Genomic DNA, 16323 nt, shown 5'->3' with positions numbered 1-16323 from the left:
CGGCGACATCCACGCCCTGCGCGGCCCCGGCTTCGCCGGACTCCAGCTCCACCCCGAGTCGGTCCTCACCCACGACGGCATCGGCATCGTCGCCGGACTCCTGCGCACGGCCGCCACCGCAGCGGGCCTCGACGCGGGCGCGTCCACCGCCGCATGACGCATCCGCCGCACCGAAGTGGAAAGAAGTGGGAAGGGGAGCAGGCAGTCGATGACGAATGAACGGTTCACATGAACGGAACAGACAGGTCGTCCGGGGTCGGGGTGCTGGACAAGACCTCACTCCTGTTGGGAGCGGTCGAGGCGGGGCCGGCTTCGCTGTCGGCTCTCGTAGCCATCACCGGTATCTCCCGACCCACCGTGCACCGGCTGGCGATCGCGATGGAACGCTTGGGACTGCTCGCCCGGGACACCGCAGGCCGGTTCACGCTGGGGCCGAGACTTGCGCGCCTCTCCGTCGAGGCCCGCCAGAACCACCTGGTGCCGGCGGCCGACCCGGTGCTGTCGCGGCTTCGTGATCTGACCGGGCTGAGCGCGCGGCTCTACCTCCGCCGTGGCACCAAGCGGGTCTGCGTGCTCTCGGTGGACTCACCGGCCGAACCGGCCGACGCGGTGCCGGTCGGCTCGGCGTTCTCACTGCGGACCGGTTCGAGCTCCCAGGTGCTCCTCGCCTGGGAGGAGCCCGACCGGCTCTACGAAGGGCTGCAGGGGGCCAGGTTCAGTGCCGGCATGCTCTCCTGCGTGCGTCGCCAGGGCTGGGCCCAGAGCTTCGGCGAGGACGGTCCGGGCATCGTCTCGCTGTCCGCGCCGGTACGCGGCGCCGACAGCCGCGTTCTCGCGGCTGTCGCCCTCTCCGGGCCGGTCACCAGGCTCTCCAGCCGACCGGGCCGGCGGTACGCCGGGGAGTTGATCGAAGCGGCCTCCCGCATCGAAGCCGGCTTGCCCCGATGACCTGCCCCGATGACCGGCTGCCCGCCGGGCTGCCCGCCTGGGCGTGACCGACGGCGGCCACGGCCCGGGGCTGCCCCGGACCGTGGCCGCGCTGGTGCGAGAAACCCGTCAGACCTGCGGGCCCGCCGGGTCCTGACGGCCGGGCAGCGGCGCGTTCAGCTTCGGCGTGGCAGCCTTCGGCGCCGCGCTCTGCGGCGCGACGGCCGCCTTGCTGCTGAAGAGCGACGTGGTCGGGGCGAAGCCGTCCAGCAGGCCGAGCGGCTCGATCCGGATCAGGTGCGACGGCGCGTAGAAGTGGTAGCCGTAGTTCAGGCGCGCCCGGTTGTGCGCGTCGACGGTCGGCTCGTTCGTGCCGTCGGCGGCGGTCGCGACCAGACCGGTGTGGCTCTTGGTGGCACCCGGGCCGGCGTACGTGACGACGACATCGCCGGGACGGGCCTGCTCGGGGTGGTCGCCGATGTCCGTGCCGAGGTGGCTGTCCATCAGGTAGTCGTACAGGTTGTGGTACTGCGGCAGATCGCTGATCAGCAGCAGGTCGTAGGTCTTGCCGTTCGGCGCGGTGTAGTTGAAGTACGCGTCCTGCGAGTCGTCCGGGCCGAGCCCGGGCACCAGGCCGGCCGCCGCGAGCGCGCGGGCGACGTACTCGGCGCACTGGTACTTGTCCTGGTCGGCGCCGAACGCGACCGGCGTGCTGTCGTTCCACGCCGTCCAGTTCCAGTGACTCTCGGCCCAGTTGACCTCGACGCCGCGCAGCAGGTCGCTGAACGAGGGCAGGCCGTCGGTGGCGGTGGTCGTGGTCGACGCGGTGTCCGCGAAGGCGGGCGCGGCGAGCACCGGCGCGCCGGCCCCGAGCAGGCCCACCACGAGAGCGGCGCCGGCGAGCCGACGGCTGATCGTCTTACGCATGGTCAGAATCCCCCGAAACATTAAATTCACAGACTGTGCGATCCAAAGCTAAGGGAGCCTCTGACCAGCCAAGACGCCGGGGTGGTTGCCTGAGGCTACTGCGGGTCCACCGGCGGGCGGCCAAGGCTCGCGGGCCACGAATACCGGGCGGATCGGCCAGGCTCGCCATCGCCCACCAGGCTGCCCTCCGCCTCGCCGCCATCTCATCCGGACGCTGCTGAGCAATATGGCCCTATGCCTTCAAGTCCGGCTGCCAGTCCTGGACGAGGAGCCCGAGCAGCACCTGGTCCAGGAACTCGCCCATCACCCAGGCCGAAGAGCGCAGCACGCCCTCGCGGACGAAGCCGTTGGCCTCGGCGGAGCGAAGCATCGCGGCGTTGTCCGACAGCGTCTCGATCTGCAGCCGCTGCAGGCCGCGCACGACGAAACCGTAGTGGCAGAGCACCGCGACCACGTCGGTGCCGTAGCCCTTGCCACGGAAGGACGGCAGCAGCCCCAGCCCGATGTGCGCGGACCGGTTGTGGTTGTCGATGCCCCACAGCGTCGAGGTGCCGACCAGCGTGCCGCCTTCCAGCTCCACCACGGAGAACGGGACGTGCCCCTGCTCCCTGTCGTCCACCACGAGCCGCGAGTCGTTCGAGCCAGGCGTGATCGGCCGCCACGGCCGGCCTTCGGCCCGCGCGGAGTTGACCACGTCGTCGTAGAGTCCGGCCCGCAGGATCGGGATGTCGTCCTCGTGCCGGGCCCTGAGCCCGACCTTGCTGCCCCTAAGCATGCGAGCTTCCTATCCGACCGGGCCGGCCGGCGGCAAACGGATAAGACACGTCAACGGCCGACCCAGCTGATCGCCACGCGGGGCCTGGGCCGGCTCCGCCAGGCCCAGGCCCCGCGTGGCGATCTAGCATGAAGGGCGAGGCTTCTTCTCCTTCTCCAGGCCCGCGCCGCAGCGGCAGGAGGTCGATATGGTGTTCGGCACGACTGGCTTCGAGCAGGCGGACGGCTGCCGCTACGTACCGATCTCCGAGCACGGCCTGATCGGCGATCTCCGTACGGCCGCGCTGGTCGGCACGAACGGCACCATCGACTGGTACTGCTGCCCGCGCTTCGACGCACCCAGCGTCTTCGGGTCCATCCTCGACGCCGACAAGGGCGGCTCGTTCGAGTTGGCCGCCGACGTTCCGACCCGCACCCGGCAGTTCTACTTCCCCGACACGAACGTCCTGATCACGCGGTTCTTCGCCGCAGACGGGGTGGCGGAGATCCAGGACTTCATGCCGGTGGTCGACGAGTCGCGCGAGGCGGCCCGGCACCGGCTGATCCGGCGGGTGGTCTGTGTCCGAGGAGCGCTCCCGTTCAGGGCGCGGATCGCCCCGCGCTTCGGCTACGGCGCCGAGGCGCACACCGTTCACCTCGAAGGCCACGAGGCGGTGTTCCGCTCCCCGTCACTGATGCTCGCGCTGACCGCCACCACACCCCTGGAGAGCGACGGCCTGGACGTGTGGTCGCACTTCAAACTCCTCGAGGGCGAGTCCCACGTGTTCGCCCTCGACCAGATCGGTGACGGCGTCCCCGCCCGGGCGTGTCCGCGCGCCGAGGCGCAGGAGCAGGCCGAGGCGACCGTCCGGTTCTGGCGCCGCTGGCTGGCCGGTTGCCACTACCACGGGCGGTGGCGGGAGATGGTGCACCGCTCCGCGCTGGTGCTGAAGCTGCTCACCTACGCGCCGACCGGTGCGATCGTCGCCGCACCGACCACCAGCCTGCCCGAGCAGATCGGCGGCGAGCGCAACTGGGACTACCGGTACGTCTGGGTCCGCGACGCCGCATTCTGCGTCTACGCCATGCTGCGCCTCGGGTTCACCTCGGAGGCCGAGGCGTTCATGGGCTTCCTCGGCGAGCGCGGCATCATGCGCGGCACCGGTGCGACCGGCCCGCTGCAGATCATGTACGGCATCGACGGGCGCAGCGAGCTGCCCGAGTACGAGCTGCCGCACCTGGAGGGCTACCTCGGCTCCGCACCGGTCCGGGTCGGCAACGCCGCCACCGGCCAGCTCCAGCTGGACATCTACGGAGCTCTGATCGACTCCGTCTACCTGTACGACAAGTGGGGGCAGCCGATCAGCAGCGCCCGCTGGGACGAGGTCGGCGCGATCGCGGACTGGCTCTGCGAGCACTGGGACCAGCCCGACGAGGGAATCTGGGAGACCCGCGCGGGCCGCAGGAACTTCGTGTACTCGCGGCTGATGTGCTGGGTGGCGCTGGAGCGCGCGATGCGGATGGCGAACCGCCGTGGCCTGCCGGCCGACCTGCCCCGCTGGCGGGAGTCCCGCGATGCGATCTACCGGCAGATCATGCAGCGCGGCTGGTCGGTCCAGCGGGGCGCGTTCGTCCAGGTTCTGGACGACGGTGACCTGGACGCCTCGCTGCTGATGATGCCGATGGCCAAGTTCATCTCGCCCACCGACCCCAAGTGGCTCTCCACCCTGGACGCGCTCAGCACGGACCTGGTCTCCGACTCACTGGTCTACCGCTACGACCCGACAGCCAGCCCCGACGGCCTGCACGGCCCCGAGGGCACCTTCTCGATCTGCTCGTTCTGGTACGTGGAGGCGCTGGCCCGCGCAGGCCGGCTGGAGGAGGCCCGGCTCGCTTTCGAGAAAATGCTCACCTACGGCAACCACCTCGGTCTGTTCGCCGAGGAGATCGGCCCGACGGGTGAACAGCTCGGCAACTTCCCCCAGGCCTTCACCCACCTCTCGCTGATCAGCGCCGCCTTCAACCTCGACCGCGCGTTGGGCTGACGCGACGTCGCAGCCTGGTTGGTGGTGCCCGAGGTGTTGCTGCGGGTCGACGGCCGCATCCGATCCCTGAATCACCGTGCGGTCTCTGGTGTTTGAGTAGCATTCCACTAACATGAGGACTCCTCGTGTTTTGGAAAGGTGACCAGGACATGCCGAACCGTCTCGATCTGCCCGCAGGCTTCCGCTGGGGCGCTGCGACCGCCGCCTACCAGATCGAGGGGGCGGTGGACGAGGACGGGCGCGGGCCCTCGGTGTGGGACGTGTTCGCCGCCCGGCCCGGCGCCGTGCGGGACGGGTCAACCGGGCGAGTGGCCTGCGACCACTACCACCGATACGCCGAGGACGTCGCGTTGATGCGGGGGCTGGGGCTGGACGGTTACCGCTTCTCGATCGCCTGGCCCAGGATCCAGCCCACCGGCAGTGGTCCGGCCAATCCGGCCGGGCTCGCCTTCTACGACCGGCTGGTGGACGCCCTGCTCGCGGCCGGGATCACCCCGCTGCCGACGCTGTTCCACTGGGACCTGCCGCAGGCCTTGGAGGACGGCGGTGGCTGGCTGACCCGGGACACCGCGTACCGCTTCGCCGAGTACGCCGAGATCGTCGCGGACCGGCTCGGCGACCGGGTCCCGGCCTGGATCACGCTCAACGAGCCCTTCGTGCACATGGTGTTCGGCTACGCGCTCGGCACCCACGCCCCGGGGCGCACGTTGCTGCTCGACGCCCTGCCGGTCGCCCACCACCAACTGCTCGGGCACGGGTTGGCGGCGGCGGTGCTGCGCGAGCGCGGCGGTGAGGTGATGATCGCCAACAACCTCACCCCGGTATGGCCCGCGAGCGGCGCGGAGGCGGATGTGGCGGCCGCCGCCGCGTACGACGCGCTGCACAACCGGCTGTTCACCGACCCGCTGCTCCTCGGGCGCTACCCCGACCTGTCGGCCTTCGGCGTCACCGAGGACCTCGGCGGGAGCGTGCAGCCCGGGGACCTGGAGCTCATCGCCGGCCCCGGACTGGACGGGCTGGGCCTCAACTTCTACAACCCGACCCGGATCGGCGCCCCGACCGAGCCCGACGGTCTCCCGTTCGCCGAAGCCGAGATCGAGGGCGTACCGCGAACCGCCTTCGGCTGGCCGGTCGTCCCCGACAGCCTGCGCGAACTCCTCGTCAGCCTCCGGGACCGGTACGGCGCCGCCCTCCCGCCGATCACCATCACCGAGAACGGCTGCTCCGTCGCCGACGAGCCCGGCCCCGACGGCAACGTCCTCGACCAGCCGCGCATCGACTACCTGGCCGGCCACCTCGACGCCCTCGCCGCAGCGGTCGCCGAAGGCGTGGACGTCCGTGGATACTTCACCTGGTCTCTGCTCGACAACTACGAATGGGCTGAGGGCTACCACCAGCGCTTCGGGTTGGTCCACGTCGACTTCGAGACGCAGCGGCGGACGCCGAAGGCGTCGTACGCGTGGTACCGCGACCTGATCACCGCTCATCGGCAACGCTATGGACGGTAGTCGGGCCCTGGTTTTGAACTTAGGGCCCGTCAGGCTCGACGCAGGTTCGTCGGGGTTCTGGGAGCCAAGTCCATAGCCCGCACGGCACCCAAGGGCCTAATGACAGGGTGTTCGACAGGGCCAGCGGTCTTCGCCAGCAATTCGGTATCGGGGGAGGGCCTGGCCTCGCGCTTTCATGAAGTTGGCTGTCCGGCAGGCGGCTAGCTCGGCGAAAGAGTGCCTCTGGTCGGCGGGCACGAGGATTTGTCGAGGCATTGTCTCCCGCGTCAGCCGGAGACAACTGCAGGCCCAGCCAGGCGTGTTCGGGCTGGTCGCGTCTGACCCGACCGTTTCCCGCCCCATCGACACGCTCGCCGTGGGCGGTCCCCGCGCGCTCGCGGTCGTGCATAAGACTCGAGCGTCGACGTGATGCTTCACAGTCGCCGGACGCGCAACACGCCGGTCAGCATCGGTAGCGTGAACTCGCCGCGGGCGGTCTCCGGTCTACTCGCGAGGAATGCACGGATCTGGCCGAGCGTGGCCTCTTGTTCCTGATCTGGCATGACGAGCATCCCCGCACGCGTCGCGATGGTTGCGACGAGCGAGTCGGCGGTGCGGCGCTGCCCGTGTGGGAACTCGGTCTGCTCTGGCGATCCGAACCGCGCGGCCACGCCAGTCTTTGGAAGGTGTATGTCGGCCGTCTCGGCTCGCCAGCTGGTGGGCGTGTCGCGCGGGCCGATGGCCGCGCTCCCGCTGACCCGCGCGAGCCCGGCAACCCACTCGACCCGGTCGTCCATGACGTTCCACAGACCGGCCAGGACGCCGCCGGGTGCGAGGACCCTGGCGATCTCGGGTCCCGCGACGGCCATGTCGAACCAGTGCATGGCGTTGCCGGCCAGCACGGCATCGACGGAAGCGTCCGGCAGCGGAATCGCCTCGGCACTACCCGACAGGGCACGGACAGCTGGCAGTGAGCGGCGCAGCTCGGTCAGCATCGCCGGGTCGGGCTCCACCGCAATGACTTCGGCACCCAGCGCGACCAGCACGGCGGTCAGCTTGCCCGTTCCGGCCCCGAGGTCGAGCACGCGCGGGCCGGGCGCGGGTTCAAGCGTCCAGCGCACCGCAGCCTGCGCGTAGTCCGGACGGTGCTCGGCGTATGCGACCGCCGCTGCGCCGAACGACGAGGCGTGAAGTAGCCGTTCATCCTGAGCGTGGTACACCCGGCCGACGGACTGGTCGACGTCGACGAGGTAGGGGAAGGTCCAGCCTGTTCGCGCCCGGATCTGGGCTTCGGGGTCGACGTTGCTGGGCAGGGCTCTTGCCAGCTAGGTAGGATCAGCTGCTGATGATCTGATAGGCGCTGTGCTCGAGGGGGGCTTGTGGCGATCGAGTTGCCCGGTGAAGTGGTGTCATTTCTTCAGTTCATCGGCATCAACTGGCCAAGTGTCAACGAGGACAAGGTCCGTGAGTTCGGCTCGCATGTGCGGGAGTTCGCGGACAGCCTGGCGAACGCGCACCAGGACTCCACAGCGACGGTGCACGGGCTCGGCGAGGCGTACCAGGGGGCGTCGTACGAGGCTTTGATCGCCAAGTGGGGTCAGCTGTCGAACAGCCACATGAACGAGCTGGTCGACGCCTGTCATGCGGTCGCCACGGCTATGGACGTCGCCGCTGATGTGATCGTTGCGATGAAGGTCGAGGCGATCGGTGAACTGGTGGTGATGGCTGCGGCCTTCGTGGCGGACCAGGCGGCGGCGGTAGCGACCTTCGGCGCGGCGGAGGCCGCTGTGGTGTTGATCGAGGAGGCGGCGAAGAAGCTCGTCAACTTCCTTGAGCAGCAGCTGGAGCAGTACATCATCGGCCAGGTGATCGAGGTGGCGATCGACCCGCTGGTCGAAGTCGTCGGCCGGGCGGTCAGCGGGTTGGTCTTCCAGGCCGCTGAATCGGCGCTCGGGGTGGTCGGCAGTGGCGGCGGAACATCGGGTTCCGGATTCCGGATCCACCCGGAGGCGCTGACGGCGCACGCGCAGACCATGCACGATCACGCCGACACGGTGGCCGCCCATGTACAGGCGTTCCAGTCGAAGATTGCGGGGGTGAGCTTCGAGTGAGCAACCAGATCGTCAGGGCTCTGGAACACGGAGCGCAGAAGCTGGAGAAGACGCTGGTCCAGGACGCCGGCGCGGCGGTGAAGGACTTCTATCACTCGGCGGGGAACAACCTGAAGAAGGTTGCCGAGAACACTGCCGAGGCTGACGCCAAGCACGCTGCCGAGTTCAAGAAGATCATCGAGGGTGGCGAGAAGGATCTGCCTCACGACCCACGCGCTGTCGGCGTCGGCAGCCGGTCCGGTGGTCGGTCCGGCAAGGGGGACCAGTCACTGGGCGGCCCCAGCAAGCCGGGGCAGTTCTCGGAGGGCAACCGGAAGTGCACGAAGGCCGGTGACCCGGTGGATGTGGTCTCCGGCCAGATGATCACCTCGGCGGTCGATCTCGAGCTTCCGGGTTTGCTGCCCCTCGTGGTCCAGCGTTCCTACGCCTCCGCGTATCAGGGCGGGCAGTGGTTCGGGCCCGGCTGGTCATCGACGCTGGACCAGCGCGTGCAGATCGACGATCAGGGCATCCACTACGCCGGGGACGACGCACAGATCCTGCACTACCCGCGCCCAGGCCAGCCAGGCCTGCCGGTGCTGCCCACCGACGGCGCGCGCTGGCCGCTGACCTGGGACCAGGACACCGACACCATCCGGATCGAGGACACTGAGACCGGCTGGATCCGCCATTTCGACGCCACAGCCGTGGCGGGGGCGGCCCGGCCGATCTGCCTGCTGACCGACCGCAACGGCCACCGGATCGAGTACCTGCACGACGACGTCGGGCTGCCGACCGAGATCCGCCACACCGGCGGCTACCGCGTTGCGGTCGACATCATCCACACGGCGGCCGGTCCCCGTGTCGAGGCCCTACGGCTGCTCGACGGCACCAACCAGAGTCTCGGGACGACCGTCCTAGGCTATGGCTACGACGCCCGAGGCCGGCTGGCGGAGATCACCAACTCCACCGGCACTCCGCTGGTCTACGGCCATGACGCCGCCGACCGGCTCACCTCGTGGACCGACCGCAACGACTACTGGTACCAGTACGAGTACGGCCCCGATGGCCGGGTGAGCCGCGGGCACGGCTCGAACGGCGTGCTGGAGGCAGCCTTCGAGTACGACGACGACAACCGGGTAACCACTGTCATCAACAGCCTCGGCCACCGCACGCAGCACCACTACGACCAGCACGGCCACATCACCAGGACCGTGGATCCGGCCGGTCACACGGTCCATACCGAACACGACCGCCATGGCAACCTGCTGTCCCGCACGGACGAGTTGGGCCACACCACCCGCTACACCCTGGACGATCAAGGCGACATCGTCCGGATCGACCGGGCCGATGGCACGACGATGTCCGTGTACTACAACGGACTGCGCCTGCCCGTACGGGTGATCGCCGCCGACGGCGCCGTCTGGCGCTACGCATATGACGAGCGCGGCAATCTCATCACCACCACCGACCCGCTCGGCGCGGTGACCCGCTACAGCTACGACCAGCGCGGGCATCGCACCTCGCGAACGGATGCACTCGGGCACACGATCAGCTGTCAGACCGATGGCGCAGGGCTGGAGATCGAGGCGACCGCCGCGCTGGGCAACACCGTCCGGGTCCGACGCGACGCCTTCGGCCGAGTGGTGGCCGTTGTCGATCCGGTCGGCGGCACCGTCCGACAGGGCTGGACGATCGAGGGCAGCCCGGCCTGGCGGGTGACGGCTGACGGTGCCCGCGAGGAGTGGGACTACGACCTCGAGGGCAACCTGAGGACACACCGCAATCCAGCCGGCCAGACCACGGCGTTCGAGTACGGCCCGTTCGACCTGCCCAGCCTGCGGATCGACCCGGACGGCAGCCGCTACGCCTTCACCCACGACAGTGAGTTGCGCCTTGTGGAGGTCACCAACCCGAACGGGCTGACCTGGAGATACGAACTCGACGAGACGGGTTGCCTGATCGGCGAGACGGACTTCAACGGGCGGACCCTGCGCTATCGCAGCGACGCCGCGGGGCGATTGATCGAGCGGAGCAACGGAGCGGGCCAGACTGTCTCCCTCATCCGGGACGCTCTAGGTAGGGTCACGGCCAACAGCACCGGCGACGGGGCCACCACCACGTTCGCCTTCGACGCCGCCGGGCGACTGCTCCGGGCGGCAGCGCCGGGCTGCGTCCTGGAGTACACCCGGGACGCAGTCGGGCGGGTCACCGGCGAATCGGTGGACGGACAGCAGCTGACCAGCGAGTACGACCTGCTCGGCCAGCGGGTCCGCCGGGTCACACCGACCGGCGCGGTGTCGGTGTGGACGTACGACCCGAACGGCCTGCCCGCCACCCTGGCCACCATCGGCGGTGGCCTGTCCTTCCAGTACGACCTGGCAGGCCGGGAGACCACCCGGACCTTCGGCGAGGGCGCGGTCCTGACCCAGAGCTGGAACAGCGCACACCGCCTCGTCGGCCAGGCAATCTGGGCCAAGGACGCCGCCGAGCCCGGCACCGGCTACCGCCGGCTCCAGTCACGCAGTTACACCTACCGCGCGGACGGCCACCCCACCGAGATCGCCGACCAGCTCTCCGGCACCCGCCGTTTCGATCTCGACCAGGTCGGCCGGGTGACGGCCGTCCACGCCGCGACCTGGACGGAGACGTACGCCTACGACATGCTCGGCAACCTCGCGCACGCCGCCTACCCGTCGGCGGACGACGACGCCCAGGGCGCTCGCGAGCACACCGGGACGCTGATCCGCAGGGCCGGCCGCACCAGGTACGAGCACGACGGCCAGGGCCGTGTCGTCCGATCAGTCCGGCGCACGATCTCCGGTCAGGAGAAGGAGTCCCGGTACTCCTGGGACGCGGAGGACCGCCTGGTCGAGGCACTGACACCGGAAGGGACGGTCTGGCGCTATCAGTACGACGCTCTCGGCCGCCGGACCGCCAAGATCCGGCTAACCCAGGACGGCGCCGTCGCCGAGCGAACGCTGTTCAGCTGGGACGAGACCACCCTGGCGGAGCAGCGCACCGTACTCCCCGGAATCCGGAAGTCGATCACCTGGGACTGGGATCCGGGCACCTACCGGGCTGCGGCCCAGCTCGACCGCGCCTGGCGCACAGACGGAGACCAGGCCGAGATCGATCGGCGCTTCCACGCGATCGTCACCGACCTCACGGGCACGCCGACCGAGCTGGTCGGCCTCGACGGGCGGATAGCCTGGCGGGGCGTCAGCACCCTCTGGGGCCGCCCGATCGAGGCCGCCGACAGTCAGACTCCGACCTGTCCGCTGCGCTTCCCCGGCCAGTACCACGACGTGGAGACCGGGCTCGACTACAACCTGGCCCGGTACTACGACGCGGACACCGCGAGGTATGTCTCACCTGATCCGCTCGGCCTCCGCGCTGCGCCCAACCACCACGGCTACGTCGACAACCCGCTCTGGTGGATCGACCCGCTCGGTCTCAAGGGCAAGAAGATCAAGCGGACCTACGACGACTCGGAGTACAACAAGCACGGCACCGGCTCCAACTCGTCCGGCAAGGGCGAGGTCAGCCGTGCGCCGAAGAACGGCCAGGCGGCCCTCGACCGATCCATCGACCTGGATCCGAGCAACCCGAATGTGACGCGCCGTCTGGGCGTCGACCACGGCAACAACGAGATCGTCGTACTCGACCGGCACCGGGCCGTCGCGGACAAGGACGGGAATGTGATCGAGGAGATCTACCATGGCCATGTTCAGTCGAAGTATCCGTCGCCCAGTGTGACGCAGGGCGACCTGACCCAGCTCAAGCGAGCCGGGATGATCGACAACATCAAGAAGCAGCGGGTACTGCCGCCGCCCTGCGAGGAGTAGGAGATCGGGTCCGAGATGTCGCAGAAGTCCGAGGGGGTTGGAGGGGACGACGCTCAAAGCGGCGCCGACGAACTGGCGGCAGTGGACGCCGCGTTCGAGCGGAACGACCCGGAAGTCGGCACAGCGGTCGTCCGACTGGTGCTGAACTGCGATGCCTTCGACGCCGTGGCGGCCCGGGTCGAACGAGCCCTGCGTACTGAGCAGCTCGAGGTCCGTAGGCTCGGGCACGTCGCCGCGGGTGACCTCGCACGCCTGTCCCGAAGGCTCACCCCCGCGATCTACCAGCTGCTACGCAGGGAGGGGCTCGGTGGGATCGCCGACACGGCGATCAAGGATGTCCTGACCTTCGTGCCGTTCCGAGGCCTCCCGCCATGGTTCAAACGGCAGTTCGCCGTCCTCTCGGTCCGCAACTTCGTAGAAGGCCGCTGGCTGTCACTTGTGGACAGCCTGGAAACCTTGCGCGACCACCTGACCAGGGCCCGGAGGTAGCTCGGGCCCTCGCTGGGCGAGCGGTGGTCGTGCTGCCGACCGGAGCTGTTCTGTGGAAGCAGCGGCGCGGCCGACGCCTGGGGCGACAGTTTCTTCAACAGGATGAGTTCGGCGCCCAGGCCGATGCCGACCAGGAAACGCATGGCGATCAGGGCGCCGCCGGACTGGGCGGTGGCGCAGGCTATGGCGAGGGCCGTGTAGGTGATGAGGTTGATCTGGAACATGCGCCGGCGGCCGAACCGGTCGCAGGCCTTCGCCAGGGCGAAGACATCGAGCATCTCTCCCGCGAAGTGGGCGCCGATGACCAGGGACTTGTCGGTGGTGGTGACGGTCCAGGCGGTCGGCAGCAGGGGATGAGCAGGGTGCCGAGAGCGACTTCGAAGAAGTTGAAGAAGGATCCCAGCCCGATGAGCGCGACGACGTGGCGATGCCAGCGGCTGACGCGCAGGTCGTCCAGGCGTCGGGCGATCTGCGGTAGCTGGACGGAGGACGCGTAGTTGCGCTCGTCGGCTATGGCGATGCTGCTTTCTGTGCGGCTCTGGTGGGGGCGCGCGGGCGCGGGGGCAGCGGGGCGGCCTCCTACTCTTCCCGACGCTGATCGGCCAGGGTCCGGACGGACGCGGGGAAGGGCTGCTCCGCCCAGATGATCTTGCCGTGGGCGCTGTACCGGGTGCCCCAGTGCTCGGTGAGCTGGGCAACCAGGAACAGGCCGCGGCCGCCCTCGTCCGTGGTCGCCGCGTACGTCAGGTGCGGCGAGGTGTTGCTGCCGTCCGACACCTCGATGATCAGGCTGCGGTCGCGCAGCAGCCGTACCCGTACCGGCTCCGAACCGTAGCGGATGGCGTTGGTGACAAGCTCGCTGAGGGCCAGTTCGGTGGCGAAGGCCAGCTCGCTCAGACCCCACTCGTCCAGCGTTGCGGCGCTCCACGCACGGATGTCGGCGACGGCGGCCGGGTCGGGCGGCACGTCGCGCTCGGCGACCCGCTCCGGGCCGAGCACCTTGGTCTTCGCGATCAGCAGCGCCACGTCGTCCTGCGGATGGGCCGGCAGCAGGGCGTCGAGCACGGCCTGGCAGTTCTCCTCGGGCTGCCGCTGGAGCTGCGAGAGCACCGCGCGCAGCAGCTCCATGCCGACGTCGAAGTCCCGGGTGCGCTCCTCGATCAGCCCGTCGGTGTAGAGCACGATCTGGGTGCCCTCGGCCAGTTGCACCTGGGCCGTCTCGTACGGCATCCCGCCCGCTCCCAGCGGCGGTCCGGTCGGCAGTTCGGGGAACTCGACGCTGCCGTCGGGCCCGACCAGTGCGGGCGGCGGGTGGCCGGCGGTCGCGATCGTGCAGAGCCGGGAGATCGGGTCGTAGATCGCGTACAGGCAGGTGGCTCCGGTGACGCCCGTCCCGGCGCCGCTGTCGGTCTCCTCCTGGTCGATACGGTTCACCAGCTCGTCGAGGTAGCCGAGCAGCTCGTTCGGCGCGACGTCGAGGGCGGAGAAGTTGTGCACGGCGGTGCGCAGCCGGCCCATGGTGGCGGCGGCGTGGAGCCCGTGGCCGACCACGTCGCCCACCACCAGGGCGACCCGGCTGCCGGGCAGCGGGATCACGTCGAACCAGTCGCCGCTGACTCCGGACTGCGCGGGCAGGTAGCGGTGTGCGACCTCGAGCGCGCTGTGGTCCGGCAGGGCACGCGGCAGCAGGCTGCGCTGCAGGGTCACGGCCATGGCGTGCTCGCGAGTGTACCGGCGGGCGTTGTCGATGCAGACGGCGGCCCGAGCGACCAGTTCCTCGGCCAGCGAGCGGTCCTCGTCGTCGAACGGCTCGGGCTTCTGCGACCGCCAGAAGTTGACGACGCCGAGGATGATGCCACGGGCCTTCAGGGGGGTGGTGATGAGCGTGTGGACGCCGTAGTCGAGGATGTGCCCCGTCCATTCCGGGTCCTGGGCCTGCCAGCCGTGCGCGACGGACAGGTCGGGGACGACCTGCGACCGGCCGCTGTCGAAGCCGCGGGCCTGGGGAGTGGACGGGATGAAGGCGATCAGCCTGCCGCACGGGTAGAACGGATGGTCGTCGCGGATGCCATGGACCGCGGTGCGGCGCAGGTTGATGGCGGCGCCGGTGGGCTCGTCGCCCTGCAGGACGGGGTCGGCGAGGTCCACGGTGACGAAGTCCGCGAAGCCGGGCACCGCGACAGACGCCAACTCCTGGGCGGTGCGCTTGACGTCGAGGGTCGTGCCGATGCCGACGCCGGCCTCGTAGAGCAGGGCCAGCCTGCGGCCGGCCACCTCGGCCTTGCCGGACAGCGCGAGAAGCTCCGTCGAGTCGCGGATCGTCGCGACCGTGCCCATGGCGCGGCTGTGGGGAGCGGTCGGCCGCTGGTTCACCGCGATGAGCCGGCCGCCGACTCGGTGCAGCTCGTCCGTGACCACCCTGCCCGACAGCAGCAGCTCTGCCGTGTCGGGGTCGAGTTCCTCGAGGTCGCCCAGGTGTCGCCCCTCGGCCTCGGCCGGCAGGCCCAGCAGCTCGCGCGCCTCATCGTTCACCAGGAGCAGCCGCCCGTCCTGCCCGACGATGACCACGCCTTCGCGCACCGCGTGCAGGACGGCGTTGTGGTGCTCGTAGACGCGGGCCAGCTCGCCCGGATCCATACCGTGCGTCTGGCGCTTCACCCGGCGGGCGATCAGAGCGGTGCCGGTCGTGGCCACCACGACGGCGGCGGCGCCGGTGCCGAGGATGAGCGGCAGCTGCCGGTTGTCGGCGGCGGTGACGTTCTTGACCTTGAGGCCGGCCGACACCAGGCCCGCGACCGATCCGTCCGGAGCGGTGACCGGCACGACCGCCTGGACCTCGTGGCCGAGCGGACCGTGCACGCTCTCGGTGTAGATGTGGCCGGCCAGGGAGGGGCCGATGGTGCCGACGAACTGCTTGCCGATCCGGTCCGGCAGCGGGTGCGTGTACCGGATGCCCTGGTCGTTCATGACGACGATGAAGTCGACGCCCGCCTGTGTGCGCGTCGCCTCCGTGATCGGCTGGAGAATTGCCGTCGGATTGGGCGACTTCAGTGCGGCGAGCAGGCCCGGGGAATGCGCGAAGGTTTCCGCGACGGCCACGGACCGGTTCTTCGCCTCGGAATCGCTGCTCCGCCGAGACTCGAGGACCTGCGCGAGGATCGCCCCGAGCACGAGCAGTACCACGACCACGAGTTCCAGTACGAAGACCTGTGTGGCAACGCTCCGGCGATTTCTCGTGATCAGTGACTTTCTGAATACGATCCGTGATCGGTCGGCTTGTTCGACCATGTTCTCATTTCTAACACCACGCGGGCCTTTTTCCGTCGGGTCGTCTCACTGCTCGGATGGAAAGGGCGGCGAAGTGGAGACCGCAGCGGCGGATGTCCTGGTGGTGCGGGGTTACAAGATGGAGCTGCAGGTGCTGTGCTGTGGCTCTGTGCCGCTCTCTGGTACTCGTTGGTGCGTCCCCTCCGCAGGGATGGGGGCCTTGTCGCAGCGTGGCGATAGCGGCAGCGGCCGTTGACAGCTGCTCCATCGGCGCACAGGACGCCTGGGTAGGCCAGGCGTTCCCGTTTGCCGCGGTAGTGCTTGAGGACCCTCCAGGTCTTCGTCTCGGCGATGGCATGCTCGACACAGATCCGCTCCGCAGGGGGCAGGGGTCCTATGAGGTGACCCCCGGATTGTGGACACAGGGGTTCATGCTGCGAGTGAGAGTTTAGCTGCTGCGTGGTGCTGCTGTTCGAACTCCATCGGGGAG

General features: G+C 69.4%; 11 protein-coding genes. 7 read left to right on the top strand and 4 right to left on the bottom strand.

The annotated features are described in order from the left end of the window. Positions 1-228 precede the first annotated feature (228 nt). On the top strand, positions 229-948 hold the full coding sequence (locus P3T29_RS31545) for an IclR family transcriptional regulator (RefSeq protein WP_280720107.1): 720 nt from the start codon (positions 229-231) through the stop codon (positions 946-948). 108 nt (positions 949-1056) lie between these two features. On the opposite strand, the gene P3T29_RS31540 is transcribed toward P3T29_RS31545, so the two are convergent. After that, on the bottom strand, positions 1057-1854 hold the full coding sequence (locus P3T29_RS31540) for a hypothetical protein (RefSeq protein ID WP_280720106.1): 798 nt from the start codon (positions 1852-1854) through the stop codon (positions 1057-1059). A gap of 232 nt (positions 1855-2086) precedes the next feature. Beyond that, positions 2087-2629 (bottom strand): GNAT family protein, encoded by a 543-nt coding sequence (locus P3T29_RS31535; protein WP_280720105.1) that lies wholly within the window; start codon positions 2627-2629, stop codon positions 2087-2089. 187 nt (positions 2630-2816) lie between these two features. Between P3T29_RS31535 and P3T29_RS31530 the strand changes: the two genes are divergently transcribed. Next, positions 2817-4652, top strand: a complete 1836-nt coding sequence (locus tag P3T29_RS31530; protein WP_280720104.1) for a glycoside hydrolase family 15 protein — start codon at positions 2817-2819, stop codon at positions 4650-4652. A gap of 149 nt (positions 4653-4801) precedes the next feature. After that, positions 4802-6160 carry a GH1 family beta-glucosidase gene (locus P3T29_RS31525; protein WP_280720103.1) on the top strand — a complete coding sequence of 453 codons (1359 nt, stop codon included), beginning with the start codon at positions 4802-4804 and terminating at the stop codon, positions 6158-6160. Positions 6161-6573: 413 nt separating this feature from the next. On the opposite strand, the gene P3T29_RS31520 is transcribed toward P3T29_RS31525, so the two are convergent. Then, a complete protein-coding gene (locus P3T29_RS31520) occupies positions 6574-7359 on the bottom strand; it encodes a class I SAM-dependent methyltransferase (RefSeq protein ID WP_280720102.1) in 786 nt (261 codons plus the stop codon). Positions 7360-7545: 186 nt separating this feature from the next. Here P3T29_RS31520 and P3T29_RS31515 point away from each other — a divergent pair, with 186 nt between their 5' ends. The 4 genes from P3T29_RS31515 to P3T29_RS31500 are packed head-to-tail and all read left to right on the top strand — an operon-like array spanning position 7546 to position 13063. Beyond that, the gene (locus P3T29_RS31515; protein WP_280720101.1) at positions 7546-8250 is read left to right on the top strand and encodes a hypothetical protein; all 705 of its coding nucleotides are present in this window, start codon (positions 7546-7548) and stop codon (positions 8248-8250) included. Next, the gene (locus P3T29_RS31510) at positions 8247-12077 is read left to right on the top strand and encodes a DUF6531 domain-containing protein (RefSeq protein WP_280720100.1); all 3831 of its coding nucleotides are present in this window, start codon (positions 8247-8249) and stop codon (positions 12075-12077) included. Before P3T29_RS31515 ends, P3T29_RS31510 begins: the two co-directional genes overlap by 4 nt. Positions 12078-12092: 15 nt before the next feature. Further along, positions 12093-12566, top strand: a complete 474-nt coding sequence (locus tag P3T29_RS31505; RefSeq protein ID WP_280720099.1) for a hypothetical protein — start codon at positions 12093-12095, stop codon at positions 12564-12566. 23 nt (positions 12567-12589) lie between these two features. Next, positions 12590-13063 (top strand): hypothetical protein, encoded by a 474-nt coding sequence (locus tag P3T29_RS31500; protein ID WP_280720098.1) that lies wholly within the window; start codon positions 12590-12592, stop codon positions 13061-13063. An 82-nt stretch (positions 13064-13145) separates the two neighbouring features. On the opposite strand, the gene P3T29_RS31495 is transcribed toward P3T29_RS31500, so the two are convergent. After that, positions 13146-15854 carry a SpoIIE family protein phosphatase/ATP-binding protein gene (locus P3T29_RS31495; RefSeq protein WP_280720097.1) on the bottom strand — a complete coding sequence of 903 codons (2709 nt, stop codon included), beginning with the start codon at positions 15852-15854 and terminating at the stop codon, positions 13146-13148. Positions 15855-16323 lie beyond the last annotated feature (469 nt).

Origin of the sequence: Kitasatospora sp. MAP5-34 (assembly GCF_029894335.1) — a bacterium.
Taxonomy (GTDB): domain Bacteria; phylum Actinomycetota; class Actinomycetes; order Streptomycetales; family Streptomycetaceae; genus Kitasatospora.
Note: the sequence above shows the minus strand (reverse complement) of the source record. Positions and strands in the feature narration are given on the sequence as shown.